A 24,133-nucleotide genomic window follows, 5' to 3' on the forward strand; every position below is an offset into this window, starting at 1 on the left:
CATGGAAACACAGGCAAAACGGGTCGCGGTGATCGGAGCGGGGCCGATGGGCCTTGCCGTCGCCTATCAGCTGGTCTGCGACGGCCACCACCCCGTCATCTACGAAGCGGCCGACCGCGTGGGCGGCATGGCGGTGACCTTCGATTTCGGCGGGCTTGATATCGAACGCTTCTACCATTTCCACGCCACCTCGGACCATGATTTCGAAACCCTGCTGGCCGAGCTTGGCATCGCCGACAAGATGGTCTGGCGCGAGACGCGCATGGGCTATTACATCGACGGCAAGGTGCAGCCCTGGGGCAACCCCGTCGCCCTGCTGCGCTTTCGCGGAATCGGCTGGCTGTCGAAATTCCGCCTTGCCAGCCATGCCTTCCTGTCGATCAAGCGCAGGGACTGGCGCGCGCTCGACCGCATTTCCGCGACCGGCTGGCTGCGAAGCTGGATCGGGGCCAAGGCCTATGACAAGCTTTGGCGCCCGCTGATGGATTACAAGTTCTACGATCTGGCCGACAGCGTCTCGGCGGCGTGGATCTGGGCGCGCATCCGGCGTGTCGGCACCTCGCGCTATTCGCTGATGCGCGAGAAACTCGGCTATCTCGAAGGGGGGTCGGCAACCTATCTGGATGCCATCCGCCGCCGGATCGAGGCAGGGGGCGGAGTGTTCCATCTGAAAACGCCGGTAAAGCGCGTGGTTATAGAGGCCGGGCGCGTTCAGGGGGTGGAAACCGTCGATGGGGTCGCGGCTTTCGATCACGTGGTCAGCACCGTGCCGCTGCCCTATGTCGCGCCCATGATCCCCGACCTGCCCGCCGCGGTGCTGGCGAAATTCAGGTCCCAGCGCAACCTTGCCGTGGTCTGCGTCATCGCGCGCCTGAAGCGGCCGGTAACGGCGAATTTCTGGCTGAACGTGAACGACCCCGACATGGATATTCCGGGCATCGTCGAATATACCAACCTGCGCCCGCTGGACGGGCATGTGGTCTATGTGCCCTTCTACATGCCGCCCGACCATCCGAAATACCGCGACAGCGACGAGGTCTTTACGGCCAAGGTCAGCCGCTACCTCCGCCGCATCAACCCGGCTTTGCATGAGGACGACATCCTCGACATCCGCGCCTCGCGCTATCGTTTCGCGCAGCCGGTCTGCGGCACGGGATTTCTGGAAACGCTGCCGCCCGTCGACTTGCCGGTCGCGGGCCTATGGGTGGCCGACACCTCCTATTACTACCCCGAGGATCGCGGCATTTCCGAAAGCACCAAGTTCGGCCGCGCCTTGGCGCGGCGGGTGGTGGCATGACGGGGGGTGGTATGAAGGGGCGCGGGCCGGATATCCGGGGCTGGCTGGCGATGCCGCAGCGGCAGGCAAGCTAGGATGGGCAATTTCCGCATCTTTCTTCTGGTCGGCGGCGCGGCGGCGCTGGTCAATGTCGTTGCGCGCATCCTGCTTGGCGCGTTCCTGTCCTTCGAGGTGGCCGTTGTGATCGCCTTTCTCGTGGCGATGACATTCGCTTTCCTCATGAACCGGCATTTCGTCTTTACGGCGTCGGATATTTCTCCCGCATCCCAGTTCATGCGCTTCGCTCTGGTCAACGCGGTTGCCTTGGTGCAGGTCTGGCTGATCAGTGTCGGCCTTGCGAGGTACCTGTTTCCCGCAGTCGGCTTTCAATGGCACGCCGAAACCATCGCCCATCTTGCAGGCGTCGCGAGTCCTGTCGTGACAAGCTATTTCCTGCACAAGAATTTCAGCTTTCCGACCAGTTCATAGGGGCGCCACCAACCCGACACGCCCTGTTCGCAGATCGCGGACCGCCCGCGCCCCCTCGCCAGCCACCCGCCCCGCCGCCCGGCCACAGGTTTCCCCCCGAAACCGGGCGCGTCACGCAGCCCCCGCCCCGCGCCGCCGGGGGAAATGTGCCCTATTTGACAAATGAATTGACGTTGCCCCCGACTTTTATCCAGCGTGAACGCCTTCTGCGCATCCGAGAAATTGCTCGCCTTCATCCGATTCCGCTCCTCTCCCAGCCAGAAAAGCGTAGCGGAAAACTCCAACCTCAAACGGTCCAGTTTGCGGGGATCAGATCACATCTGTTCGCCACGCCCTTAAACGCATCCCCTAACAATTAGGAAGACCGCGGGGCCAGACATTCGGCTTCCGGATACAGAATACTTTTCAGGTGGAACGAGACGATCTAACCCTAGAAGTACTTCGTGGGATGGCGTTCAGGTCGCTTGCGGGAACGGAAACTGATCGCAGGTCGGCCAAAATGCTGTGCCAAGCGGTCTCAGCTCTTTGCATGCAAGGGGCCGCAGTCTCCTCACATCCGTAACCGGAACCGCTGGATTTTTCCTGTCTGGGTCTTTGGGAGCGCCTCGGTGAATACCACGCGCCGCGGGTATTTGTAGGGGGCAATGATCGCCTTGACGTGGTCCTGTAGCAGTTTGACCGTCTGCGCGTCGCGCGCGTGGCCGGGTGCCAGAACGACATGGGCCTCGACGATCTGGCCGCGGTCTTCATCCGCCGCGCCGATCACGGCGCATTCCAGCACCGCCGGATGCGACAGGAGCGCCGCCTCCACCTCGGGTCCGGCGATGTTGTAGCCCGCGCTGATGATCATATCGTCCGATCTGGCGGCGAAATGGAAGCGACCGTCTTCGTCCTGCCAGAAACTGTCGCCCGTCAGGTTCCAGCCGTCGCGCACGTATTTCGCCTGCCGGTCATCTGCCATGTAGCGGCAGCCCGTTGGGCCGCGCACGGCAAGGCGTCCGACCTCGCCGCGGGGGAGTTCGGTCATGTCGGGGCCGACGATGCGGGCTTCGTATCCTGTGACAGGGCGACCGGTGCAGCCGGGGCTGTGGTCGTCGAAGCGGTTGGTGATGAAGATATGCAGCATCTCGGTCGCGCCGATCCCGTCGAGCATCGGCTTGCCGGTCTTGGCGATCCATTCGTCGTAGACTGGCGCGGGAAGTGTTTCGCCCGCGCTTACGGCGGCGCGGAGCGATGACAGGTCGGCGCCTTCGTCCATCGCCTTGAGCATCATGCGATAGGCGGTCGGCGCGGTGAAACAGACCGTGGCGCGATGTTCCTGGATAAGCTCGATCATGTTCGGGGGGCTGGCCTGTTCCAGCAGCGCCGCGGCAGCCCCGAAGCGGAGCGGGAAGATGGCAAGCCCGCCGAGGCCGAAGGTAAAGGCGAGCGGCGGAGAGCCGACGAAGACATCCTCTGGGGTCACGCCCAGCACTTCCTTGGCGTAACCGTCCGCGATGATGAGAAGATCGCGGTGGAAATGCATCGTGGCCTTCGGCTCGCCCGTCGTGCCCGAGGTGAAACCCAACAGCGCCACGTCGTCCCGCCCCGTCGGGGGCGGAGTGAAGCGGACGGGTTTTTGCAGCGCGATGCGGTCCAGTTCCGCATCGTGGTTGGCCGTTCCGTCGAAGCCGATGACGGTTTTCAGGAAGCTGCTTTCCTTTTGGCAGGCGACCAGTTCCTCCATCAGCCGTGTATCGCAGAGGGCGTGCGAGATCTCGGCCTTGTCGATGATCTTCGTCAATTCGCCCGCGCGGAGCATGGGCATGGTGTTGACCACCACCGCCCCTGCCTTGGTCGCGGCCAGCCAGCAGGCCACCATGGCCGGATTGTTGGCCGAGCGGATGAGCACGCGGTTGCCGGGCTTCACGCCGTAATCCCCGACCAGCGCATGGGCGATGCGGTTGGACCAGTCGGTCATTTCCTTGTAGGTCCGCACACGGCCATTGCCGATCAGTGCCACGCGGTCACCGAAGCCGCGTTCCACCATGCGGTCGGACAGTTCGACACCGGCATTCAGCCATTCGGGATAGTCGAACTGTCCGCATTTCAGTTCGGGCCAAAGATGGCTTGGCGGAAGGTTCGCGCGCGTGAAAGCGTCGCTGTGACCGGACGGTCCGAGCGTTTCGATCGACATGGTCTGCCCTGTTTTTTCGGATTGAGACAAGGGGTGGGGGGGCGATGTCTCGCCCCCCCCTGTGTCGGTCAGGTGCGGTTCTGGCCCATGCGGGCGAAGCTGGCCGGATCGGTCTTTTCAAGCCGGACGGCTGCCAGCCAGCCGATCACCGCGGCGAGCGGAATCAGCGACGGGAAGATCCAGCGCAGGCCGCCGCCAGCCGTGCCGGTCAGGTCGCCGAAATTGATGAAGATGTAGACGAACAGCACCGCCATGATCAGCCCGGACAGGGCGGGCAGCACCAGCGTCGTCAGGGCTGGGCCACCCTGACGGCGGAAGAACATGATCACCGAAAGCGAGGTTACGGTCATCATGCCAAGAACACCTAGGGTGCCGATCTGGCTGATCCATGTGAACATGTTCAGCACGGGATCGAGACCGAGGCCCGCGAAGACGGCAAGCACGACCAAGGCACCGATGGTCTGCACGACCGAACCGATATGCGGGCTGGAATGGGTGTCATGCGTGCGGCCGAAGGCGGCGGGCAGCAGTCCCTCGCGTCCGGCGACATAGCTGTAGCGGGCGATGTAGTTATGGAAGGCCGAGAGGGCGGCGAAGAGGCTCGAGACGAGCAGCAGCCCCGCTATCGGCGGCACGGGTCCGCCGACATAGGTATCGGCCAGCACGAAGAAGAATTCGGTCGGGTCGGCAAGGCCGCCGATCGTCGGGATCAGGTTTGCCGCACCGACACCGGCGATCATCAGCCATGTGGTGAATACAAAGAAGATGCCGATGAGCAGGACCGACAGATAGGTCGCGCGGGGGATCGTGCGGTCGGCATCGCGCGCTTCCTCGGCATATATGGTGGTCGCTTCGATGCCGATGAACGATCCGAGGCAGAACAGGATCGCGGCGGTGAGCGAGCCCGAGAAAATCGCGCCCGTGTCGAAGATGTTGACCGAGAGACCGCCTGCGTCTGCCGCGCCGCCCTTGGCGAGGATGGCGAAATCGACGAGCAGCACGATCAGGTATTCGAGGGCAACGAGCAGGACGAGGACGCGCGCGGAAAGGTCCACTTGCCGATAGCCCAGGACTCCTACCAGCAGCACGGCGATCAGGCTCCACGCCCACCATGGCAGGTCGATGCCGAAGCCTGCGAACACGCCCGACGCTATGCCGCCCAGAAGCCCGATCAGGCCGAATTGCATGGCGTTATAGGCGGCAAGGGCCGTGAAGGCGGTCGCACCCGCCCAGCGTCCGCCAAGGCCGCGTGCTGCATAGGCGTAGAAGGCGCCCGCGTTGCGCACATGGCGCGACATGGCGACATAGCCTGCCGCGAAGGCGAGCATGACCAGCGTCATGAACAGGAACGTGGCTGGCACGCCCGTTCCGTTGCCGAGCAGGAATGCAATGGGCACAGCTCCCGCAACGCCCGTCAGGGGTGCTGCGGCCGATATGACCATGAAGGTGACTGCAAGCAGCCCCAGTGAATTCCGGCGAAGTTCGTTCGCCCCGTCCCCTGTTATTTGCGTCATTACACTTCCCTCTGTTGGTCGGACGCCCGTTCTGCGCGGTTCGTCCCGGTTTACCTCGGCCTCTTGCGGGTCCGATGGATGGGGTTCGTCGGTCAGGTCTTTGCTTCAGGCAGGTGGACCGCCCGCCGATAGGCGCGCTGCCCATAAAGCAGCGCCGTCGGACTGTCCGACAGCCGGACGGAATGGACCCGCCCGACGATGATGTGATGTGTCTCCCAGAGCAGGGCCGTGGCCAGACGGCATTCGAAGACGGCGGTGGCACCTGCCAGCATCGGCTGGCCTATCTCTCCCGCCTGCCAATCTGCGCGGTCGAAGCGGGTGGCGTGGTCTGTTCCGGCGCGTCCGGCGAAGAGGTTCGACACCTCCTGCTGGTCTTCGGCCAGAAGGTTGGCGCAAAAGGCGCGGTTCTTCAGGATCGCGGATGTAGCGGGGCTGAGATGGTGGATGCAGGCCAGAAGCGACGGCTGGTCGCCATCGGCAGAAACCGATGTGAGGGACGAGATGGTCACCCCCGCCCGCCCGCCTTCTCCATCAGTGGTGGCGACGGCGACGAAGGTGGCAGCGCGGCTCATGCCTTCCAGAAAACGGGCGCGAAGGTCCTCCATTGCGGTCACCCGAGATCGAAGAAGCGTTCGAGTTCCACATCGGGAACCTTGCGGCGGAATTCGTTATATTGGCCTTCGCGTGTGGCGGTGAAGGCTTCGACGAAGCGGGGGCCGAGCCAGTCCTTGGCGAAGTCCGATCCGCGCAGACGCTCGATTGCTTCGGGCATCGAGCGGGCGAAATCGCGCGGCGGGGTCTGGGCATAGCCCGAGCCGAGGGTTTCGGGGTCGGGTTCGACCCCTTCGATGATGCCCGCAACACCTGCGGCGATGGTGGCGGCGGCGGTCAGGTAGGGGTTGGTGTCGGCACCGGGCAGGCGGTTCTCGACCCGCAGGCTGCCCGCATCATGGCCGACAAGGCGGAAGCAGGTGGTGCGGTTCTCGTATCCCCATGTCAGGCCCGGCGGGGCAAAGGTGCCCGGTGCGAAGCGGCGGTAGCTGTTCACCGTCGGTTGGAAGATCAGCGTCATGTCGCCGATGTATTTCTGCAAACCGCCGAGGAAGTGCAGGAAGGTCTGGCTGACGCCGTTGCGTCCGGCAGGATCGTAGAAAAGCGGCTTGCCCGCCTTGTCTTTGAGGCTGACATGCAAGTGGATCGACTGGCTGTCGGCCTGTTCGTTCCAGCGTGGCATGAAGGTGACCGATTTGCCCTGCCGCAAGGCCAGAGCGCGGATGAAGTTCTTCAGAAGGACCAGTTGGTCGGCAGGCTCGGTTCCCTCGCCCGCGCCAATGCAGGCCTCCATGAAACCCGCACCGATTTCCTCGTGCATCTTGGCAAGGTCGATGCGGAGGGGTTCGCACATGTCCGAGATGGCTTCATACCATTCGGTCTGAAGCGCCTGATAGATCGTCAGGTCGTGGCTGGCGTGCTGTGTGGCGGGCTTCAGGTTCCGGTAGCCCTTGGACTTTGCGCTTTCGGGCGTTTCGTCGAAGAGGGTGTATTCCAGTTCCATCCCGTATTTCGGAAAGAACCCCGCCTCGGACGCGCGGGCGAGGACGGATTTAAGGATCGAGCGGGGGCACATCTTGGCGGATTCGCCGGTGAAGTTGGACAGGACCAACAGATCATGCCCCGGCTTCGACCACGGCAGGCGGCGCACCGTGGCGGGGTCGAGTTGCAGCGGATCGTCGTGGAAATCACCCGTCTCGTCATTCACGCCGGGAATGGTTTGCAACACATCGGTCGGGTCGAGCGAAAGCTGGGCCGGGGCCATGCCCATGCCGTTCTTCGCGATGCCTTTCAGGCTTGAGACCGAGACCATCTGCCCGCGCAGCAAACCGTTCGTGTCGGCCATGACCACCGTGGCGAACCGGCTTGCCGGATCGGCGATGTAGTCTTCCAGCTTCATTCTTCGTCCCCTGTCGTTCGGGCGCTTGCAAGCGCCTCTAGCTGTAAAAGGTCGTCTTCCGGCGAGGTCGAATAGGCGCGCAGGAAGACGCGCAGACCGTTCGTGACGTATCGGGCAAGGTCGTGCCGGTTGGGCACCGTATCGGGCTGGTAGAGCGCCTGCGTTCGCGGGGCGGAGAGGATGAGACCCCACAGATCCTGCGCGGCGAGTTCGGCATCGTCGAAGGCAAGTCTGCCTGCGGCGCGCTGCAATTCCAGATAGGCCATGATCCCCGCAAGCAGCCGATCCGGCCCGCTTGCCTGATAGGCGCGACCGATCTCGGGGAAGCGCTGCACCTCGCCGATGATCAGACGGGCGAGCGACAGCATCTCTGGCTGCATCACCGCATCGGCATAATCCCAGGCGAAGGCGTGCAGGTCATGCACCATGCCCTTTGGCGAGGGATGGTCGAAGACGGCCATCATCTTGTCGCGCAGGCCAAGCATCATGGCTTGGAACAGGTCTTCCTTGCTGGGGAAGTATTGGTAGAGGGTGGGTTTCGACAGGCCCGCCGCAGCGGCCACCGCATCCATCGTCGTGCCGGAATAGCCCGCCTGCGCAAAGACGCGCAGCGCGCCGTCGAGGATACGCCGCGTCCGATCCATCCGGTTCTGTTCGCGGCGCGAGGGGGCGGTCATTTTGCAAGCCCCGCAAGAAAGGTGCAGAGGCGGTCGCTATAGCTGTCCGGCTGTTCGACATTGCAGACATGGCCTGCATCGGCGATCACCTCGAACCGCACATCGGGCCGCTTGGCGCTGTCCCAGATGCGACCCGCGACACTGCGGATTTCGGACGGCGGGGCCAGCCGGTCATGTTCGCCGGTCATCATCAGCACGGGCATGTCGAGACGGCTGAAATCGAAGCGTTCGACGGGGTTGGTGAAGCAGAGAAGCGCGTCGCGATAGGTCGGGACGGGGATTGCCGACATCGACGCGAGCAAGTCCTGACGCACGCGTTCCGACGCGCTGGGTCCGGCCAGCACCTTGACCACGGCAGGTGCGAAATCGGCAGGGGATTGGCCTGCGTTCAGCGGCACCTCGCGGCTGACGCGGAAGGCTTCGCGCTCCTCCGGTCCCGCTTCGGACATGCCGGTGCAGCCGCCCGACAGGACCAGCCCGTCGAGCATTTCGGGGTAACGCATGGCAAAGGACGTGGCGATCCACGATCCGTAGGACAGGCCGACGAGCACAAGGCGGCGGGCACCCAGAACCTCGGCCACGCGGAGGATGTCTGCGCAGTAGTCGTCAACGCTCGACTGGCGCGGGCCGAGCGTGCTGTCGCCATAGCCGCGCAGGTCCATCGCCGCCGAGCGGATGTGATGGCCCGCAGCGCCGAGTTGCGCCGCCCAGTTCGTGCGCCCGCCGCCGATCCCGTGCAGGAAGAGGCAAAGGCGACCGTCGCCAAGTTCCGGCGTGACAGACACGGCGAGGCGTGGCAGGTCGTCGATCAGGCGGGTGGTGACGGGGACGGGGGCAGGGCGGGGTGCCGTGGTTCCGCCCACGGGGGCGGAGGCGCCGCGCAGGGCGTCGATTCCGGCCTGATAGACCGCCCGCGTGCCATCGCAGATGTCGCGCAGCCGCGCTGCCGGAGCTTCGATCTGCGCGGTCCAGAGCACGGTGCAACCGCCGCTTTCCGACGGTGTGACCGTGACCCGCGCATCATAGGATTGCGCCCCCGCGATACCTTCCAGATGGGTATAGGCCATCACGTGGTCGCTATCGGACAGGTAGGTGCGCTGCTCGCGGTAAAGGGTCGCTTCGCCCTTGACCGTAAAGGCCCGGATCAGGCTGCCGCGCAGGTCGCGCTCTTCCCGCATCGAGGCGATCCAGGGGTGCCACGGGGCGCAAAAGTCGCGCAGCACCGACCAGACCGCCGAGGCGTCAGCCGAAACGTGCCCGTGGACCTGAACGCTGTCGCGCGGCATCGGCTTAGCGAAGTCCCTTGAGGCTGCCCGAGTCGCCGCGCCAGAGCGAATTGCGCGCACCCCCTTCGTCACCCGGCGCGGTATCAAGCTCGTTCATCTCGTAAAGGGCCAGAACGCCGATGTAGTCTTCCATGATTTCCGAGGTGTATGGCAGCATCAACGCCCCGCAGCGGCTGTCGCGATACATCCGCTCGAGAGGAAGGGACTTCAGCATCGACTGCCCGCCACAGGTGCGGATGGCGAGCGCCGTCATCTCTTGCGCGCCTTCCATCACGTTGTATTGCGCGGCATACATGCGCATCACCTCGGCCTTCGTGGGCATGCCCTTGGCTTCGGAAAACGCCTGCCACCACAGCGCCCGCATGTTGGCGAGACGGGCATACATCTTGCTGACCGCCACCCGCTTCGTGGCATACATCCGCCGGTCGATGGGCGGCTGACCGGGAACCTGCCCCTTGAGGTAGGCAATGGTGAAATCATAGGCCCCCTGCGCCACGCCCATATAGGTGGGCGACAGTGTCGCCATCATGTGCGGCCAGTTGGGCAGCGTCTTGCCGAAGATGCCACGCGGCATCAGAAGATCATCCTTTGTGACGAAGACATCCTTCAGGATCAGGTCGCGGCTGTTGGTGCCACGCATCCCGAGCGGGTCCCACTCGCCCTTCACCGTCAAACCGACCGAGTTCTTGTGGACCACGAACAGCATCGTGTCCTCGTGTCGCGGCTCCACTCCTTCGAACACCTCGGTGCAGACGATGGTGTAATAATCGCAATAGCCCGCCAGAGACGCGAATTTCTTGAAGCCGTTGATCCGCCAGCCACCTTCGACGGCGCGGCACTGGGTCTGGTTGGGCTTCGACGTCCAGTTCTGACCGCCTTCCGAAATCGGCTGCGAATAGATCGCCCGTTCCTTCATCGCGCGGGTGAACTGCCGCGCCCGCAGGGGGAAAAATTCGGCCTTTTCCTCGGGCGTCAGGTTCGGCATGTCATACATGAAGCGCGACCATGCCATTGACGAATTGTGCATGTTGAAGGTCAGCGCGGTCGCCCCGCAATACTTGGCGATTTCGGCCCCGACCATGGCGTATTCGCCCATGGAAAAGCCCCAGCCGCCGAATTCCTCGGGGATGGACAGGCCAAGGAAACCCGCTTCGGCCAGATCGCGATAGTTTGCCGTGGGGAAGGACGCCTCGTCATCCACAGCCTTGGCGCGGGCGGCAAAGACCGGCCCCATTTCGTTGATCTTCGCCATCGCCGTCGCCACCTCTGGCCGCACGCGGGACATATCGTAGTAATCCGCAGGCGCGCTCACGGGCATCGCGGTGACGGGGGTCTGGACGTTCATGGGGCAAGCTTTCCCTGCAAAACGCCGTCTTTCACGACGACGCGCCCGTCGAGGGCTATGGTGCAATTCCGCATCGGAAGGTCGAAATGGCCGAGTGTGTAGCGGCCTGCATACTGGTTTGCTCCGGTCGACCACAGGAACGAACCCGCAATGGCGCGGAACTCGACCGCCTGCATGTCGCGCTTGTCATACATGGTGGCCGAAACCCATTTCGCGCCGTGGTTCATGCCCCAGCCGACATGGGACATGCCAAAGGCGTTCCGGTCGGCCCACGCCTCCATGTATTCGCGCAAGTGCAGGGCATCGATGCCGTCGCCGCCGATCTTCGTGACGAAATCGTTCTCGATGGTGAAGTCGATGCGGCTGGTCAGGAAGGTCTTGAACGTCAGGTTCATGTCGCCCACGTCCATCACGATCCGCCCGTTCACAGCATCCTTGCCGGGGAAGGCAAGGCAAAGGCCGCCCGGCCAATGTGCCACCGCGCCCGGCGTGGTGCCGAAGCCTGCCGTCCCGCCGCAGGGCGCGCCGCGCAGATCGACCGTCAGGTCGGTTCCGGCCTTGGATGTCACCCGCATCTCGGACGCTTCGCGCAGCATCTGGATGCCGATCTGGAGTCTGACGTTGTCCTCGGCCTTCGGCTCGGTCCGTTCGAGGATTTCAGGATGTTCGTTGGTGATGACCAGAAGCCGCGTGCGCCCCGCCTCTTCGATCTCGGGCCATTCGGGGGCGTGGATTATGCCTTCGACCGTGCAATCGACGATCACATCGACCAGCTTGAGGGCCTCGATCACGGCGCGGTTTCCGGCGATGGCCCAACTCGTGCCCGTCGATTTGACCGGAACGGGCGCGGCCTGCGGCGGGGTCGGCATCTGGATCATGCAGAATTCCGCGCCGAGGTCATAAGCCGAAAGTTCGCACAGATGCACCAGCACCGGCCGCGATTGCGTCTCGGACAGGATCGCGATCCGCGTTCCCGCGCCGATCCCGTTCAGCGTGAAGACACGCCGAAAGGCGGCAAGCCATTTGCCTTCGATGCGCTCTTGAAGCATCGGAACATCCCTGTGTGAACGATTCGCTTGTGCGAATTCTTAACTCTGTAGTTAAGGTTTTCGTTTCGACGGCATTCTGTCAACGAATTTTTTTTGCAATCAAAATCAGATACTTGCCTTGCGCCAAGTTCAAATTAAGGACCGGCGAGTGCGACACGGAAACGCACGGTCGTGCAGGAACAAGACTTTCGCGACAAATGGAGTGCGACTGTCCGCCCTCTGCCGATCGTGTTGCAAAACTCTCTTGCGGGCCGGTTTTGCTGCTGGTTCACTTCCTGTCATGACCGCGAGGTGCTGGCATGATGGGATCGTGGCAGGTCGCACAAGGCGCGCTGTTCTACGAGTTCTCGCTTGAGGATCATGTCCCGCAGGATCCCCTGACCCGCGCGATTGACCGCTTTGTCGACCTCGGCGGCATCCGTCAGCATTTGGCCCCGTTCTACAGCACTACTGGCAGGCCGTCGGTCGACCCTGAACTGATGATCCGCATGCTGCTGATCGGCTATCCTCGCACCGTGATCTGATGCACTGCGTCCCGCTTGAACTCGTCGCTGCAATTGCTCGTCCCCATGTCGGCCTCCTAGCCTCAAAATTGGGGGGCAAAGCGTCTACAAATCTAGGGGCACCTCAGTTTGGCGCGTCTGCCAGACCTGCGCCAGGCTTGGTCAGATGTATTCGTTTGCGGCCTATGAACGATCGGCTGTTATGACGTGTGGGTGCGCTTCCTGGTTCTGGTACGCAGTTCGTTCACGCCGGTAGCCTACAAATCATATGTGGGGGACTGGTCGAAGCTCAGAAGCCGAAAGACCAGCAATATCAAGATGTTGAATATGGGAAATGGTGCTGCAAGAGAGGATTGAACTCTCGACCTCTCCCTTACCAAGGGAGTGCTCTACCACTGAGCTACTGCAGCGCCGGTGCCGTGGCTGGTGGCCCGCTGGCGTGGCGGGTGATTAGACGTAATCGAAAACGGGTGCAAGAGAAAAACCGACCCGATTTCCTGCGGCCTTCGCAGGCGGGGTCTGGCAGGGTTGGCGCGGCTCAGGGGGCGAGACTGGAGGCGGGGCAGGGGGCGGTCGGTTTGCGCCCCGCGGGTGCCTTAGCCGGGACAAGCGGGCTGCGGGCCATGCAATCTGGACCCGCTTTGCACCTTCGTATAGAGGGAGGACATGAACCCGAAACCCGACGATGCAAAGCCCGCAAAGCCCGCGCGTCCGGCCGCAAAACCGACGCGGCAGGACCGGCTCAAGGCCGCGCTCAAGGCCAATATGGCGCGGCGCAAGGCGCAGGCGCGGGCCAAGGGGGCAGGGGACGGGGCCGTCCGTGACGGTGAAATTGGGACCGAGTAGGGACAGGCGGCAATGGATTCGATTTTGGTCAAGGGCAATGGCGCGTTGAACGGGGTGATCCCGATCGCGGGGGCCAAGAATGCCTGTCTGACGCTGATGCCCGCGACGCTTCTGTCGGAAGAGCCGCTCACCCTGACCAACGCGCCGCGCCTGTCGGACATCCGCACCATGACGCAGCTTCTGCAATCGCTGGGTGCCGAGGTGGCAAGCCTGCAGGACGGTCTGGTGCTGGCCATGTCCTCGCATACGATCTCGAACCACACGGCCGATTACGACATCGTCCGCAAGATGCGGGCCTCGATCCTCGTCCTCGGGCCGATGCTGGCGCGGGACGGCCATGCGGTCGTTTCGCTTCCGGGCGGATGCGCCATCGGGGCACGGCCGGTGGACCTGCACCTGAAAGCCTTCGAGGCGATGGGGGCCGAGCTTGACCTGCGCGACGGCTATGTCCATGCCAAAGCCCCCGGCGGGCGGCTGAAGGGTGCTGTCGTCGAATTCCCCTTCGTCTCGGTCGGGGCCACCGAGAATGCGCTGATGGCGGCCACGCTTGCCAAAGGCACGACCGTCATAAAGAACGCCGCGCGCGAGCCTGAAATCGTCGATCTTGCGCGCTGCCTGCAAAAGATGGGCGCCCAGATCGAGGGCGAGGGAACGTCGACCATCACCATCCAGGGGGTAGACCGCCTGCACGGCGCGACCCATCCCGTGGTGACCGACCGTATCGAGCTGGGAACCTATATGCTGGTTCCGGCGATTTGCGGGGGCGAGGTTGAACTTCTTGGCGGGCGCATCGATCTTGTCGGCGCCTTTGCCGAGAAGCTGGACGAATCCGGCATTTCGGTCACGGAAACCGCGCGGGGGCTGAAAGTCTCGCGCAGGAACGGGCGGGTCAAGGCGGTGAACGTGACGACCGAACCTTTCCCCGGCTTCCCGACCGATCTTCAGGCGCAGATGATGGCGCTGCTTTGCACCGCTGACGGGGTTTCCGTGCTGGAAGAGAAGATTTTCGAGAACCGTTTCATGCATGCCCCCGAGCTGATCCGCATGGGCGCGAAGATCGACGTTCACGGCGGCACGGCCAAGGTGACGGGCGTGTCCAAGCTGAAAGGGGCGCCGGTCATGGCGACCGACCTGCGCGCCAGCGTCAGCCTGATCCTTGCCGGATTGGCTGCCGAGGGGGAAACGCTGGTGAACCGCGTCTACCACCTTGACCGTGGATATGAACGGGTCGAGGAAAAGCTTTCGGCCTGCGGGGCCAAGATCGAACGGATCAAGGGCAACTGATGGCAGATGCACGCTTCGAGGATGGCGACGAAACCCCGCTGCGCCTTCGGGCCGAGGGGCCGGAGGATCTGTCCGTCATCTCGGCGCTGGTGCAGGATGCGGTCTTTTCCGCCGCCGACATGGCATGGCAGGCGAAACGGCATCGCTTCGCCCTCTTGCTGAACCGCTTCCGCTGGGAGGACCGCAAGGCCGCCGAAACGGCGGGGCGCGGCTATGAACGGGTGCGCACACTGCTTGTCGTCGAGGATGTGCAAGCCGTGCGTTCGCTGGGCTTTGACCGTGGCGACAAGGATCTCGTGCTGTCGCTCCTGTCGCTCGACTGGGCCGCGGGCGAGGATGGAACGGGCCGCCTGACGCTTGTTCTTGCGGGTGACGGTGCCGTGGCACTCGAGGTCGAGGCGCTGGACGTCGCCTTGCAGGATGTGACGCGCCCCTATCTTGCCCCTTCGGGCAAGGTGCCGCGGCACGAAGACTAAGGGGGGCTTTCCGCCCCCCTTCTTGGCCGTTCCGGCCAATTCATCCCCCCGAGAGTATTTGCGCAAGGCTGAAGCAGCGCAGGGCGGTGCCTGTGCAGGTCCGGCGGTCTTCGCGCCGGAATTCATGGCCCGAGGCTTGCCTTCGGCTTGACTTCGCCCCTGTCAAAGGGTGTATCGGCGGCGACCACGTTTTCGCCTCGCAAAGGGGATCATCCATGCACGCCTATCGCAGCCATACCTGCGCCGACCTCAACACCGCCCATGTGGGCCAGACGGTCCGTCTTTCGGGCTGGGTCCATCGCGTGCGCGACCACGGCGGCGTGCTGTTCATCGACCTGCGCGACCACTACGGCATCACCCAGGTGCTGGCCGACAGCGACAGCCCCGCCTTTGCCGAGATCGAGAAGGTCCGCGCCGAATGGGTCATCCGCATCGACGGGCGCGTCAAGGCCCGCGATGCCGCGCTGGTGAACCCCAAGATCCCGACAGGCGAGGTCGAGGTCTACGCCACCGGCCTGACCGTGCTTGGCGCGTCCGAGGAATTGCCGATGCCCGTCTTCGGCGAGGTGGACTATCCCGAGGAAACGCGCCTGACCTACCGCTTCCTCGACCTGCGCCGCGAGAAACTGCACCGCAACATGATGCTGCGCTCGAATGTCGTGCGCTCGCTTCGCAACCGCATGTGGGATCAGGGGTTCAACGAATTCCAGACGCCGATCATCACCGCCTCGAGCCCCGAAGGCGCGCGCGACTTCCTCGTGCCGTCGCGTCTGCATCCGGGCAAGTTCTACGCCCTGCCGCAGGCGCCGCAGCAGTTCAAGCAGCTGATCATGGTGTCGGGCTTCGACCGCTATTTCCAGATCGCCCCCTGCTTCCGTGACGAGGACCCGCGCGCCGACCGTTCGCCCACCGACTTCTACCAGCTCGATGTCGAGATGAGCTTTGTCGAGCAGGAAGACATCTTCGCCGCCGTCCAGCCGGTGATTCAGGGCGTGTTCGAGGAATTCGGCAATGGCCGCAAGGTCGACGCGCAGTGGCCGCGTATCGCCTATCGCGACTCGCTCCTGTGGTATGGCAGCGACAAGCCGGACCTGCGCAACCCGATCAAGATGCAGATCGTGTCCGAACATTTCCGCGGGTCGGGCTTTGCGGTTTTCGCCAAGCTGCTGGAAAACGAAGGCACCGAGGTTCGCGCCATCCCCGCACCCACGGGCGGCAGCCGCAAGTTCTGCGACCGCATGAACGCCTTTGCCCAGAAAGAGGGCCTGCCGGGCATGGGCTACATCTTCTGGCGCGAGGCCGAGGATGGCTCGGGCATGGAAGCCGCCGGCCCGCTTGCCAAGAACATCGGCCCCGAGCGCACCGAAGCGATCCGCACCCAGCTTGGTCTGGGCCTTGGCGATGCGGCCTTTTTCCTTGGCGGCAAGCCCGAGCAGTTCGAAAGCGTGGCAGGCCGCGCGCGCAACGAGATCGGGCGCGAGCTTGGCCTGTGCGAGACGGATACCTTCCGCTTTGCGTGGATCGTCGATTTCCCGATGTACGAAAAGACCGACGACGGGAAAATCGACTTCTCCCACAACCCCTTCTCCATGCCGCAGGGCGGGATGGAGGCGCTGATGGGCGATCCGCTGAAAGTCTACGCTTACCAGTACGACCTTGCCTGCAACGGCTACGAACTGATTTCGGGCGGCATCCGCAACCACAAGCCCGAGATCATGTACAAGGCCTTCGAGCTGGCGGGCTATCCGAACTCCGAGGTGGACAAGCGTTTTGGCGGCATGGTCAAGGCGTTCAAATACGGCGCACCGCCGCACGGGGGCTGCGCGATGGGAATCGACCGCGCCGTGATGCTGCTGGCCGACGAGCAGAACATCCGCGAGGTCATCATGTTCCCGATGAACCAGCGCGCCGAGGACCTGCTGATGGGCGCGCCGAGCGAGCCTTTGAACGAGCAGCTGCGCGAATTGCGGCTGCGGGTCGTGCCGAAGGACCAGTGAAGCGGCGTTCGGACGTATCGGACGGGGGGGCTTTGGCCCCCCTTTTCATTTTCACCGCACGGCGCGCCCCTGTGCGGGCGGGCTTTTCGCGTTTTGCGCCAAGGTCGGCTTGCGCTGGGCACCTGCGGCTACGATAGTCGGGCAACGCGGTATTTCGGAGAGACGGACATGGGTAACGAGCGCAAGATCGGGCCGGAAGTGGCAGGTTGGACGCCTGCGCCCTGGCCGGGGGATTCCCCGCTGGAGGGGCGCTATGCCCGCCTTGTGCGGCTCGATGCCGATGCCCACGCCGCCGATCTGTTCGCCGCTTTCGACGGGCATGACTGGCTTTGGGATTACATGCCGCAGGGTCCGTTCCATGCGGCCTCGGCCTATTACCGCTGGGCCAAGGATGCCGTGGCGGGCAAGGACCCGCATTTCTGGGCGATCTACGAGGCGGGCGCGGCGCATCCCGTGGGGGTTGCCGCCTATTTGCGGATCACGCCCGATCACGGGGTGATCGAGGTGGGTCACATCTGCTTCTCGCCCGCCCTGCAACGGTCGCGTGCCGCGACCGAGGCGATGTTTCTGATGATGGACTGGGCCTTTTCCAACGGCTACCGCCGCTACGAATGGAAATGCAACGCCCTCAACATGCCCTCGCGCCGCGCGGCGCAGCGGTTGGGGTTTTCCTTCGAAGGGGTGTTCCGCCAGCACATGATCCTCAAGGGGCGCAACCGCGACACGGCATGGTTCGCCATGACCGATCAGGATTGGCCCGCCCTGCGCGAGGCTTACCGTGCCTGGCTTTCCCCCGCGAATTTCGGCCCCGATGGCCGCCAGCGCGAAAGGCTGACCGAGCTTACGCAACTGGTCAGGGTATCGTCCGACCCGTTGGTCGGCGGATAAAGCGCCGCGATCCGCGCGTTCAGCGCATCGGTCAGGCGGGGCGGGGCGGTCGGTTGCATGGCGGTCACTCGCATAGGAAAGGGTGGGATCGGTTCCATCTGTCCAGCCTGCCGCAAGAAGGTTGCCAATGCGTGAACAGCCGGTCGCCCCTGCGACCCTTCTTCCCCTTGCGGCAGCGGCCGCAGGCGCGGATAAGGCAGCGCAAAGGGACAAAGGGAGAGACCCGAATGATCGGACGCCTGAACCACGTCGCCATCGCCGTGCCCGACCTGACGGCCGCGGCCGAACAATACCGCGCCACCCTTGGCGCCAAGGTCGGCGCACCGCAGGACGAACCCGATCACGGGGTGACGGTGGTGTTCATCGAACTGCCCAACACCAAGATCGAACTGCTTTATCCCTTGGGCGACGCCTCGCCCATCAAGGGGTTTCTCGACAAGAACCCCGCAGGCGGCATCCACCACATCTGCTACGAGGTGGACGACATCCTTGCCGCGCGTGACCGGCTGCAAGCCTCGGGTGCGCGGGTGCTCGGCTCGGGAGAGCCGAAGATCGGCGCGCATGGCAAGCCCGTGCTGTTCCTGCACCCCAAGGATTTCAACGGCTGCCTGATCGAACTGGAGCAAGTATGAGCATCACCGGCGCGATCGTCCTTTTCGCCACGACCTGGTTTCTGGTGTTCTTCATCGTGCTGCCCCTGCGCTTCGAAAGCCAGCAGGACGCGGGCGAGGTCGTCCCCGGCACGCCGAAAAGCGCGCCCTCGGGTCATGTCGTCGGCCGCAAGGCCAAGATCACGACCGTGGTGACGCTTGTGATCTGGGCGGTCCTCGTGGCGGTGATCATGTCGGGCGTCATCAGCATCCGGAACGTCGACGTGTTCCAGATCCTGACGCCGCGCACGCCGTAACAGGCGCGGCGCCTCTAGCGGCGCAGGCTGTGGAAGATGTGGGTAAAGGTCGCCACGCCAAGCACCGGCACCAGCAGGTTCACCAGCGGCACCGACAGCGGGGCCGCCATCAGCGTGCCCGCCGCCCAGACCGTCGCGCGGTTGGCCCGGTACAACCGGCCTGCCTGATCGGGCGGCAGGTGGCGCAGCGCGACAAGTGTGAAATATTCCCGCCCCAGAAGCCAGCCGTTCAGCGCCCAGAAAAGCAGCGGTGCAAACGGGCCGGTAAAGGGCCAGACAAGCAGCGCGGCAAGGTTCGCCCCGATCACGATCACCAGAAAGACCGCCGCGCCGAAGATCGCTTCGGCAACAGGCTGGGCGCGGACGGCCGGAAGTGCGGGGTAATGCCGCGCCTCGACCGCCGCCGCGACCCGTTCAAGGAACAGGCCGCTGAAGGCCGAGGCCACCGGCACCATCAGCACGACCGATGCGACAAGCAGCAACGCCACCGATCCGACCGACGCCGCCATGTCGATCCCGCCCACCTCGCCGATCCACGGCAAGGTCAGCGTATCGGGGGTAAGCCAGCGCACGATTTCGATCGTCACGACCCAAAGCGCCACCAGAAGCCCGAGGCTCAGCGCCACTCCGCGCAGCAGCACAGCGCGGAAACGCGGGTCTGCCCCTTGTGACAGCGCCCTTAGAAAGGCGGAAAAGATCATGCGGGCGCCTGCGTGAGGATGCGCCCAAGATCGGGGCGCGGACGGTCGGGCATGGCGGCAGCGGCAGTGCCGATGTGGATGATGCCTGCGACCGTCTCGCCATCGGCGCAGCCAAAGGCACGGGCCGCAAAGGTCGCGTCATGGCTGACCCAGCCCGTCAGCCAGTTCGCCCCCCAACCCGAGGCCGTGGCGGCATGCAGGATGTTCATGCACAAAGCGCCAGCCGACAAAAGCTGTTCCACCCCCGGGATCTTTTCCGAGGGCATGGGCGAGGAAATCACCGCCACGGCAAGGTTGCCTCGGTCGAATTGCCCGCGCCCCTTCTCGATCTTCTCGGCATCGCCGCCCAGTTCCCGCGCCCGCGCTTCGGCCAGACCGGCAAGCCGCAGCATGGCCGGACGGTCGATCAGCACCAGACGCCACGGTTCGAGCTTGCCGTGATCCGGCACGCGCAAGGCGGTTTGCAGGATCGCCATCACCTCGTCCCTTGTCGGGACGGGGCCGGACATGACCTTGGCCGGATAGGAAATGCGGGTCGAAAGATAGTCGAGGACGGCTTGGTTCGGCTTGGGCATGCGTGGCTCCTGATCTGGGGTGATGTGGCGGGGCGCAGGGCGGCCCGTCAAGGGGGCTTCGGTCACGAAACCGCCGCCGCCCGCCGTGGCCTTGCACGCCCTTGTCCGTGGTTTCCGTCGCAGCAAGGCGCAGCCTATGCCCCAATGCCTGCGGCGCAGCCTTACGGCCGGGTCAACCGCACCCGCGCGAAACCGCCGTCAGCCCGCCTTGGCAAGATCGTCGATCCAGCCATCGACAAAGGCGTCGAAAGCGGCGTTCGGCTGGCGCAGGCTCAGCGTTGGCTCGAACGGGTCGGGCGCGGTGATCGCGCTGCCGCTCAGGGTTTCAAGGACGGCATGGCCGCAGAACGGGACATAGGCTTCGGAATAGCCGCCCTCATGCGCCAGCATCAGACGGCCCCCGCACAGGTCGGCTGCCGCCTCCATCGTGCGGCGGGTCATCTGGCGGAAAGTGTCTGCCGTGGCCAGCATGCGGCCCAGCGGGTCGATGGCGGCGGCGTCATAGCCGCAGGCCACGATGATGACATCGGGTCCGAAGCGGTGCAGCGCCGGAACCACCAGACGGTCGAAGGCCGCAAGATAGCCCCGGTGCCCCGTGCCGGGCGGCAACGGGATGTTGAGGTTATACCCCAGCCCCGCCCCCGCGCCACGGTCCCCGGCGTCCCCCGTGTCCATCGGGTAATTGCGGTCCTGATGCAGCGAAATGGCAAGGACCGTAGGGTCGTCGTAGAAAATCGCCTCGGTCCCGTTGCCGTGATGCACGTCCCAGTCGATCACGGCCACGCGCAGCGACGGGTTTGCCGCCTGCGCCGCGCGGATCGCTATGGCGATGTTGGCAAGCAGGCAAAAGCCGTTGGGCCGCTCGGGCAGGCAATGGTGCCCCGGCGGGCGCGACAGGGCATAGGCATTGCGCGCCTCGCCCGCCATGACGGCGCGCAGGGCCTCGACCGTCAGCCCCGCCGACAGGGCGGCGATCTCGTATCCGCCGCGCCCGAAAGGCGCGCGGGGGCCAAGTTCGCCCCCGTTCGCATCGGAAAGCGATTTGAAGCTGGCAAGGTAGCCTTGCGGATGCACGCGCAGCAGATCGTCGGCGCTGGCCTCGGCCGCGCCCCGCAGGGCAAGATCGCGCATCAGCCCCGTGACATGCAGCAGGTTCACAAGCCGGCGCTTGGTCTCGGGGCTTTCGGGAAGGCCCGCGCCGGGCTGGACAAGCCCGCCTGTCGGCAGGGTAAACGAATAGTTGCCGCCACTGTGCCAAAGGGTGCGTTCGTCGTGAAAGAAAGCGGTGGTCATGGCGGCTCCGTGCGGTTTCTGGCAGGTTAGCGGGGCCGTGGGCAGGGGGGAAGGATGAAGAAGGCGGAACTGGCGCATCTGGCCGTCGCGGGCGCGGAATTCGCGGTGCGGGTCACGCCGCGCGCGCGCAGGCCCGGCGTCGAACTCGACGGCGGGGTTCTGCGCATCGGCGTGTCCGCCCCGCCCGAGGATGGTCGCGCCAATGCCGCCGTGGCCGAGGCGCTGGCCCATGCGCTGGGGGTGGCCAAGGGGCGCGTCGTGCTGCTGCGCGGGGCCACGTCGCGCGACAAGGTGTTCAAGCTTGAATGATGCGCGCTGGCGGCTGCGCTAAACCGCCTTGCCGCCCATGCGGTAGCTGCCCTCGGGCAGATCCAGCGCGGCGGCAAGGTCGCGCAGCTGCGTCAGCGACAGGGTGATCCTGACCGGTTCCGCGCTCAGCGGGTCGATCTGTTCCAGCGTCACGCAATCCTCGAAGGCGTTGATCGTGACATCTTCGCAAAGCCCCGCATGCCCCTCGTCGATGAGGGTGATCACGGTGGCGTCGAAGTCGTGCTCGATGGTGAACATGCGCCAAGGCTAGCGCGGCTTGGGGGCCGGGGCAACGGCGCATCTGCGCTGGCTGCCACAGCGGCGCGACGGGGCAGGGGTGGCGCAGGAAGGGCAGGGGCGTTAAGACTTTGCCGAAGCCTGCCGCAGGGGCTTTCGCGCGGCGCAGGCTGCGCTAACCTGCTGCGCAATGGCGCGGCGACGCGGTGGCGGCAGGAAGAAAACGGGGGCAGGGCATGCGGATCTGGGCTTGGGCGCTATGGGTGGCGGTGGGGCTGACGACAGCCTGCGCGCCGGTCTATCCGGTGGGTCCGGTCGCCCCTCCCCCCGGTGTCGATCTCGCACGGCCTGCGGTGTCCGAACGGCTGCAACCGCGTGACGCGGCGCGCAATTTCATTCAGGTGGTCCAGCGCGTCGAGCCGATGACCGAAGCCATGTGCCGCGCGCGCAACATCGCGCTCAACTGCGATTTCCTGATCGTCATCGACGACCGCCCCGGCCAGCCGCCCAACGCCTTCCAGACGCTCGACCGCAGGGGGCGGCCGGTTCTGGGCTTCACCCTCGCGCTGATCGCCGATGCCCGCAATGCCGACGAGATCGCCTTCGTCCTCGGCCACGAGGCGTCGCACCACATCCTCGGCCATATCCCGCAGCAGAAGCAGACCGCGACGCAAGGGGCGGTTCTGGCCGGAATCCTCGCGCAGGCGGCCGGAGGCGATGCGGCGGCAGTGCGTCAGGCGCAAGAGATGGGCGCCACGATGGGCGCGCGCAGCTACGCCAAGAACTTCGAACTCGAGGCCGATGCGCTGGGCGCCGAGATCGCGCTGCGGGCGGGCTATGATCCGGTGATCGGCACGGGTTTCTTCGACCGTCTGCCCGATCCCGGCGATGCGTTCCTTGGCACCCATCCGGCCAATGCCCAGCGCAAGGCGCAGGTGCGCGCCGTGGTGGCGCGCCTGCTCGCCGCAGGGGTCTGACGCGCCGCACGCCGTTTGATCCGGATCAAGGCAGGCCCGCGGCGGCTGCGGCATTCTGTCCCTACGGGGACGGAATGGAGGTTTGGATGATCGGATATGTCGAAGCGCCGATGGCTTGGGGCCTGACGCGCGGCATGGCGCGCGTTCTGGATGTGAACCTGACCGACGCCGTCGTCGATGGCTGGATGTCGCGCGAGGAATTGGCCGAACTGGTCGACCGCTGTCAGGCCTGCGACCGCGCGGGCGATTGCGTGCCCTGGCTCGGCAAGACGGCCCGGGCCGAGGCATTGCCCGCCTTTTGCAAGAACAAATCCGCCCTCGAGGCTCTGCGCGCGGTCTGACGCTCGGTCTGACGCTTGGTCTCACGGGGGGCTGTCCGACGCGTTGGCTTCCGGCGCCGCTTGTGTCATGGCTTCGGGGCGGAGGATGCGCAGGTGTTGCAGATCGAGGAAGTCCTGCGCGACCGCGGGTCGCGCTACGCCGTAAGCGGTGGCCCCGTTTCCGGCCGCGCCGGGGTCGAGGCCTTTCTGGCCGACCTGAAGCGCGTGAAGAAATTCGCCAAAGCCACGCATAACACATGGGCCGCCATCCTGTCCGACGGCGGACCCGTCAAGGGGGACGACGGCGAGGCCGGGGCCGGTGCCGTGATCCTGCGCATGCTCGAGCGCGCGGGGCTGGTCGATCATGTCGTCGTGGTCACGCGCTGGTATGGCGGGGTGCATCTGGGCGGTGACCGCTTTGCCCATGTGGTCACCTGCGTGCGCGCCTATCTCGACGCAAGCGAAACGGGCGGCTAACCTTTCCGGAAAAAGGCGGGGGGGACGCGATGCTTGAATGGCTCTGGGCCGAGGTGCGGCGGGTCAGGAATACGGCGGTCTGGTCTTGGCAGGGCTGGCAATCGGCATGGTCGCAGGAAAAGTCGCTGCGGCAATGGACCTTGGCGAACGCGCTCTCTGCCGCTGCGGCCTTCGCGCTCGATCTGGGCGGGGCCGAGCGGGCGGTCATCATCGGCTTCGGTCTTCTGGTGCTGGTGGCGGAACTGGTGAACACCGCGATCGAGGAAGTGGTGGACTACATCTCGACCGATATCCACCCCCGCGCCAAACGCGCCAAGGATTGCGGATCGGCGGCCGTGGCGGTCACAGCGCTTGCGGCGGGCGCCGCATGGGTCGTTGTCCTGATCGGCTAGGCCCGGCGACCGCAGGCGCAAAAGGGGGCTTTCCGCCCCCCTCGGCGCTGCGCGCCTCACCCCCCGAGGATATTTGCGCAGTGTGAAAGCCAAAAGGGTCCGACCCGTTTCATCCTTGCCGAAATACTCTCGGGGGGAGGGGCGCGGAACGCGGCCCGCGGGGGGCGGAAAGCCCCCCGTCGCGCGCA

Annotated in this window: 26 protein-coding genes, 1 tRNA gene and 1 pseudogene; 15 read left to right on the forward strand and 13 right to left on the reverse strand. The window is 64.9% G+C overall.

The features are described from left to right. The first annotated feature begins 1 nt into the window (after nt 1). Together H7F16_RS14385 and H7F16_RS14390 are read left to right on the forward strand one after the other, a co-directional pair. A complete protein-coding gene (locus H7F16_RS14385; protein ID WP_185798316.1) occupies nt 2-1,297 on the forward strand; it encodes an NAD(P)/FAD-dependent oxidoreductase in 1,296 nt (431 codons plus the stop codon). A gap of 75 nt (nt 1,298-1,372) precedes the next feature. Next, nucleotides 1,373-1,765 (forward strand): GtrA family protein, encoded by a 393-nt coding sequence (locus tag H7F16_RS14390; RefSeq protein WP_185798317.1) that lies wholly within the window; start codon nt 1,373-1,375, stop codon nt 1,763-1,765. A gap of 550 nt (nt 1,766-2,315) precedes the next feature. On the opposite strand, the gene H7F16_RS14395 is transcribed toward H7F16_RS14390, so the two are convergent. The 8 genes from H7F16_RS14395 to H7F16_RS14430 all read right to left on the reverse strand — a co-directional run bounded on the left by H7F16_RS14395 (nt 2,316) and on the right by H7F16_RS14430 (nt 11,763). Further along, the gene (locus H7F16_RS14395) at nt 2,316-3,941 is read right to left on the reverse strand and encodes an AMP-binding protein (RefSeq protein ID WP_185798318.1); all 1,626 of its coding nucleotides are present in this window, start codon (nt 3,939-3,941) and stop codon (nt 2,316-2,318) included. Nucleotides 3,942-4,009: 68 nt separating this feature from the next. Continuing rightward, nucleotides 4,010-5,455 carry an APC family permease gene (locus tag H7F16_RS14400; protein ID WP_185798319.1) on the reverse strand — a complete coding sequence of 482 codons (1,446 nt, stop codon included), beginning with the start codon at nt 5,453-5,455 and terminating at the stop codon, nt 4,010-4,012. A gap of 92 nt (nt 5,456-5,547) precedes the next feature. Beyond that, nucleotides 5,548-6,060, reverse strand: a complete 513-nt coding sequence (locus H7F16_RS14405; protein ID WP_185798320.1) for a flavin reductase family protein — start codon at nt 6,058-6,060, stop codon at nt 5,548-5,550. 5 nt (nt 6,061-6,065) lie between these two features. Beyond that, entirely contained in the window at nt 6,066-7,406 is a 1,341-nt protein-coding gene (locus H7F16_RS14410; protein ID WP_185798321.1) for a glutamine synthetase family protein, read from the reverse strand. Beyond that, nucleotides 7,403-8,083, reverse strand: a complete 681-nt coding sequence (locus H7F16_RS14415) for a TetR/AcrR family transcriptional regulator (RefSeq protein ID WP_185798322.1) — start codon at nt 8,081-8,083, stop codon at nt 7,403-7,405. The genes H7F16_RS14410 and H7F16_RS14415 overlap by 4 nt, the downstream gene beginning before the upstream one ends. Then, nucleotides 8,080-9,369, reverse strand: coding sequence for an alpha/beta fold hydrolase (locus H7F16_RS14420; protein WP_185798323.1), 1,290 nt, complete (start codon nt 9,367-9,369; stop codon nt 8,080-8,082). The genes H7F16_RS14415 and H7F16_RS14420 overlap by 4 nt, the downstream gene beginning before the upstream one ends. A 4-nt stretch (nt 9,370-9,373) precedes the next feature. Beyond that, complete coding sequence (locus tag H7F16_RS14425; protein ID WP_185798324.1) at nt 9,374-10,714, reverse strand: acyl-CoA dehydrogenase family protein; 1,341 nt, start codon at nt 10,712-10,714, stop codon at nt 9,374-9,376. Beyond that, nucleotides 10,711-11,763 (reverse strand): 2,5-dihydroxypyridine 5,6-dioxygenase NicX family protein, encoded by a 1,053-nt coding sequence (locus tag H7F16_RS14430; protein WP_185798325.1) that lies wholly within the window; start codon nt 11,761-11,763, stop codon nt 10,711-10,713. The genes H7F16_RS14425 and H7F16_RS14430 overlap by 4 nt, the downstream gene beginning before the upstream one ends. A gap of 299 nt (nt 11,764-12,062) precedes the next feature. Here H7F16_RS14430 and H7F16_RS14435 point away from each other — a divergent pair. Further along, nucleotides 12,063-12,269, forward strand: a pseudogene (locus H7F16_RS14435) (transposase); the annotation flags it as partial. 332 nt (nt 12,270-12,601) lie between these two features. Here the strand turns inward: H7F16_RS14435 and H7F16_RS14440 are convergent. After that, nucleotides 12,602-12,676 (reverse strand) — tRNA-Thr (locus tag H7F16_RS14440). A 256-nt stretch (nt 12,677-12,932) separates the two neighbouring features. Here H7F16_RS14440 and H7F16_RS14445 point away from each other — a divergent pair. The 7 genes from H7F16_RS14445 to H7F16_RS14475 all read left to right on the forward strand — a co-directional run bounded on the left by H7F16_RS14445 (nt 12,933) and on the right by H7F16_RS14475 (nt 18,664). Further along, nucleotides 12,933-13,112, forward strand: a complete 180-nt coding sequence (locus tag H7F16_RS14445) for a hypothetical protein (RefSeq protein ID WP_185798326.1) — start codon at nt 12,933-12,935, stop codon at nt 13,110-13,112. A gap of 12 nt (nt 13,113-13,124) precedes the next feature. Then, on the forward strand, nt 13,125-14,396 hold the full coding sequence (gene murA / locus H7F16_RS14450) for a UDP-N-acetylglucosamine 1-carboxyvinyltransferase (RefSeq protein WP_185798327.1): 1,272 nt from the start codon (nt 13,125-13,127) through the stop codon (nt 14,394-14,396). Further along, nucleotides 14,396-14,872: a DUF2948 family protein gene (locus H7F16_RS14455; RefSeq protein WP_185798328.1), complete on the forward strand. Its 477-nt coding sequence runs from the start codon at nt 14,396-14,398 to the stop codon at nt 14,870-14,872. The genes murA and H7F16_RS14455 overlap by 1 nt, the downstream gene beginning before the upstream one ends. A gap of 215 nt (nt 14,873-15,087) precedes the next feature. Further along, on the forward strand, nt 15,088-16,869 hold the full coding sequence (gene aspS, locus H7F16_RS14460) for an aspartate--tRNA ligase (protein ID WP_185798329.1): 1,782 nt from the start codon (nt 15,088-15,090) through the stop codon (nt 16,867-16,869). Between the two features lie 168 nt (nt 16,870-17,037). After that, nucleotides 17,038-17,757 carry a GNAT family N-acetyltransferase gene (locus H7F16_RS14465; RefSeq protein ID WP_185798330.1) on the forward strand — a complete coding sequence of 240 codons (720 nt, stop codon included), beginning with the start codon at nt 17,038-17,040 and terminating at the stop codon, nt 17,755-17,757. A gap of 227 nt (nt 17,758-17,984) precedes the next feature. Further along, nucleotides 17,985-18,389, forward strand: a complete 405-nt coding sequence (gene mce, locus H7F16_RS14470; RefSeq protein WP_185798331.1) for a methylmalonyl-CoA epimerase — start codon at nt 17,985-17,987, stop codon at nt 18,387-18,389. Beyond that, on the forward strand, nt 18,386-18,664 hold the full coding sequence (locus tag H7F16_RS14475) for a DUF1467 family protein (protein ID WP_185798332.1): 279 nt from the start codon (nt 18,386-18,388) through the stop codon (nt 18,662-18,664). The genes mce and H7F16_RS14475 overlap by 4 nt, the downstream gene beginning before the upstream one ends. Before the next feature lie 14 nt (nt 18,665-18,678). Here H7F16_RS14475 and H7F16_RS14480 read toward each other — a convergent pair whose 3' ends face one another. From H7F16_RS14480 to H7F16_RS14490, 3 genes are all read right to left on the reverse strand, one after another. Continuing rightward, nucleotides 18,679-19,365, reverse strand: coding sequence for an EI24 domain-containing protein (locus H7F16_RS14480; RefSeq protein WP_185798333.1), 687 nt, complete (start codon nt 19,363-19,365; stop codon nt 18,679-18,681). After that, nucleotides 19,362-19,940 carry a nitroreductase family protein gene (locus tag H7F16_RS14485; RefSeq protein ID WP_185798334.1) on the reverse strand — a complete coding sequence of 193 codons (579 nt, stop codon included), beginning with the start codon at nt 19,938-19,940 and terminating at the stop codon, nt 19,362-19,364. Before H7F16_RS14485 ends, H7F16_RS14480 begins: the two co-directional genes overlap by 4 nt. A gap of 198 nt (nt 19,941-20,138) precedes the next feature. Next, the gene (locus H7F16_RS14490) at nt 20,139-21,233 is read right to left on the reverse strand and encodes a class II histone deacetylase (RefSeq protein WP_185798335.1); all 1,095 of its coding nucleotides are present in this window, start codon (nt 21,231-21,233) and stop codon (nt 20,139-20,141) included. Nucleotides 21,234-21,287: 54 nt separating this feature from the next. Here H7F16_RS14490 and H7F16_RS14495 point away from each other — a divergent pair, with 54 nt between their 5' ends. Then, nucleotides 21,288-21,542 carry a DUF167 domain-containing protein gene (locus H7F16_RS14495; protein ID WP_185798336.1) on the forward strand — a complete coding sequence of 85 codons (255 nt, stop codon included), beginning with the start codon at nt 21,288-21,290 and terminating at the stop codon, nt 21,540-21,542. A gap of 18 nt (nt 21,543-21,560) precedes the next feature. On the opposite strand, the gene H7F16_RS14500 is transcribed toward H7F16_RS14495, so the two are convergent. Continuing rightward, nucleotides 21,561-21,800, reverse strand: coding sequence for a hypothetical protein (locus H7F16_RS14500; RefSeq protein WP_185798337.1), 240 nt, complete (start codon nt 21,798-21,800; stop codon nt 21,561-21,563). 215 nt (nt 21,801-22,015) lie between these two features. Here H7F16_RS14500 and H7F16_RS14505 point away from each other — a divergent pair, with 215 nt between their 5' ends. From H7F16_RS14505 to H7F16_RS14520, 4 genes are all read left to right on the forward strand, one after another. Next, nucleotides 22,016-22,756, forward strand: a complete 741-nt coding sequence (locus tag H7F16_RS14505) for a M48 family metallopeptidase (protein ID WP_185798338.1) — start codon at nt 22,016-22,018, stop codon at nt 22,754-22,756. Between the two features lie 74 nt (nt 22,757-22,830). Then, nucleotides 22,831-23,097 (forward strand): DUF6455 family protein, encoded by a 267-nt coding sequence (locus tag H7F16_RS14510; RefSeq protein ID WP_241741459.1) that lies wholly within the window; start codon nt 22,831-22,833, stop codon nt 23,095-23,097. Between the two features lie 93 nt (nt 23,098-23,190). Continuing rightward, complete coding sequence (locus H7F16_RS14515) at nt 23,191-23,553, forward strand: YigZ family protein (RefSeq protein ID WP_185798339.1); 363 nt, start codon at nt 23,191-23,193, stop codon at nt 23,551-23,553. Nucleotides 23,554-23,582: 29 nt separating this feature from the next. Continuing rightward, nucleotides 23,583-23,945, forward strand: coding sequence for a diacylglycerol kinase (locus H7F16_RS14520; RefSeq protein WP_185798340.1), 363 nt, complete (start codon nt 23,583-23,585; stop codon nt 23,943-23,945). Nucleotides 23,946-24,133 lie beyond the last annotated feature (188 nt).

Source organism: Paragemmobacter straminiformis (assembly GCF_014243445.1).
In the GTDB taxonomy this organism is placed as follows: domain Bacteria; phylum Pseudomonadota; class Alphaproteobacteria; order Rhodobacterales; family Rhodobacteraceae; genus Paragemmobacter; species Paragemmobacter straminiformis.

What these genes read in the sequence shown, in the direction of transcription:
- H7F16_RS14385 (WP_185798316.1), top strand. Translation starts at nt 2, where the DNA reads ATGGAAACACAGGCAAAACGGGTCGCGGTGATCGGAGCGGGGCCGATG.
- H7F16_RS14390 (WP_185798317.1), top strand. Translation starts at nt 1,373, where the DNA reads ATGGGCAATTTCCGCATCTTTCTTCTGGTCGGCGGCGCGGCGGCGCTG.
- H7F16_RS14395 (WP_185798318.1), bottom strand. Translation starts at nt 3,941, where the DNA reads ATGTCGATCGAAACGCTCGGACCGTCCGGTCACAGCGACGCTTTCACG.
- H7F16_RS14400 (WP_185798319.1), bottom strand. Translation starts at nt 5,455, where the DNA reads ATGACGCAAATAACAGGGGACGGGGCGAACGAACTTCGCCGGAATTCA.
- H7F16_RS14405 (WP_185798320.1), bottom strand. Translation starts at nt 6,060, where the DNA reads ATGGAGGACCTTCGCGCCCGTTTTCTGGAAGGCATGAGCCGCGCTGCC.
- H7F16_RS14410 (WP_185798321.1), bottom strand. Translation starts at nt 7,406, where the DNA reads ATGAAGCTGGAAGACTACATCGCCGATCCGGCAAGCCGGTTCGCCACG.
- H7F16_RS14415 (WP_185798322.1), bottom strand. Translation starts at nt 8,083, where the DNA reads ATGACCGCCCCCTCGCGCCGCGAACAGAACCGGATGGATCGGACGCGG.
- H7F16_RS14420 (WP_185798323.1), bottom strand. Translation starts at nt 9,369, where the DNA reads ATGCCGCGCGACAGCGTTCAGGTCCACGGGCACGTTTCGGCTGACGCC.
- H7F16_RS14425 (WP_185798324.1), bottom strand. Translation starts at nt 10,714, where the DNA reads ATGAACGTCCAGACCCCCGTCACCGCGATGCCCGTGAGCGCGCCTGCG.
- H7F16_RS14430 (WP_185798325.1), bottom strand. Translation starts at nt 11,763, where the DNA reads ATGCTTCAAGAGCGCATCGAAGGCAAATGGCTTGCCGCCTTTCGGCGT.
- H7F16_RS14445 (WP_185798326.1), top strand. Translation starts at nt 12,933, where the DNA reads ATGAACCCGAAACCCGACGATGCAAAGCCCGCAAAGCCCGCGCGTCCG.
- murA (WP_185798327.1), top strand. Translation starts at nt 13,125, where the DNA reads ATGGATTCGATTTTGGTCAAGGGCAATGGCGCGTTGAACGGGGTGATC.
- H7F16_RS14455 (WP_185798328.1), top strand. Translation starts at nt 14,396, where the DNA reads ATGGCAGATGCACGCTTCGAGGATGGCGACGAAACCCCGCTGCGCCTT.
- aspS (WP_185798329.1), top strand. Translation starts at nt 15,088, where the DNA reads ATGCACGCCTATCGCAGCCATACCTGCGCCGACCTCAACACCGCCCAT.
- H7F16_RS14465 (WP_185798330.1), top strand. Translation starts at nt 17,038, where the DNA reads ATGGGTAACGAGCGCAAGATCGGGCCGGAAGTGGCAGGTTGGACGCCT.
- mce (WP_185798331.1), top strand. Translation starts at nt 17,985, where the DNA reads ATGATCGGACGCCTGAACCACGTCGCCATCGCCGTGCCCGACCTGACG.
- H7F16_RS14475 (WP_185798332.1), top strand. Translation starts at nt 18,386, where the DNA reads ATGAGCATCACCGGCGCGATCGTCCTTTTCGCCACGACCTGGTTTCTG.
- H7F16_RS14480 (WP_185798333.1), bottom strand. Translation starts at nt 19,365, where the DNA reads ATGATCTTTTCCGCCTTTCTAAGGGCGCTGTCACAAGGGGCAGACCCG.
- H7F16_RS14485 (WP_185798334.1), bottom strand. Translation starts at nt 19,940, where the DNA reads ATGCCCAAGCCGAACCAAGCCGTCCTCGACTATCTTTCGACCCGCATT.
- H7F16_RS14490 (WP_185798335.1), bottom strand. Translation starts at nt 21,233, where the DNA reads ATGACCACCGCTTTCTTTCACGACGAACGCACCCTTTGGCACAGTGGC.
- H7F16_RS14495 (WP_185798336.1), top strand. Translation starts at nt 21,288, where the DNA reads ATGAAGAAGGCGGAACTGGCGCATCTGGCCGTCGCGGGCGCGGAATTC.
- H7F16_RS14500 (WP_185798337.1), bottom strand. Translation starts at nt 21,800, where the DNA reads ATGTTCACCATCGAGCACGACTTCGACGCCACCGTGATCACCCTCATC.
- H7F16_RS14505 (WP_185798338.1), top strand. Translation starts at nt 22,016, where the DNA reads ATGCGGATCTGGGCTTGGGCGCTATGGGTGGCGGTGGGGCTGACGACA.
- H7F16_RS14510 (WP_241741459.1), top strand. Translation starts at nt 22,831, where the DNA reads ATGGAGGTTTGGATGATCGGATATGTCGAAGCGCCGATGGCTTGGGGC.
- H7F16_RS14520 (WP_185798340.1), top strand. Translation starts at nt 23,583, where the DNA reads ATGCTTGAATGGCTCTGGGCCGAGGTGCGGCGGGTCAGGAATACGGCG.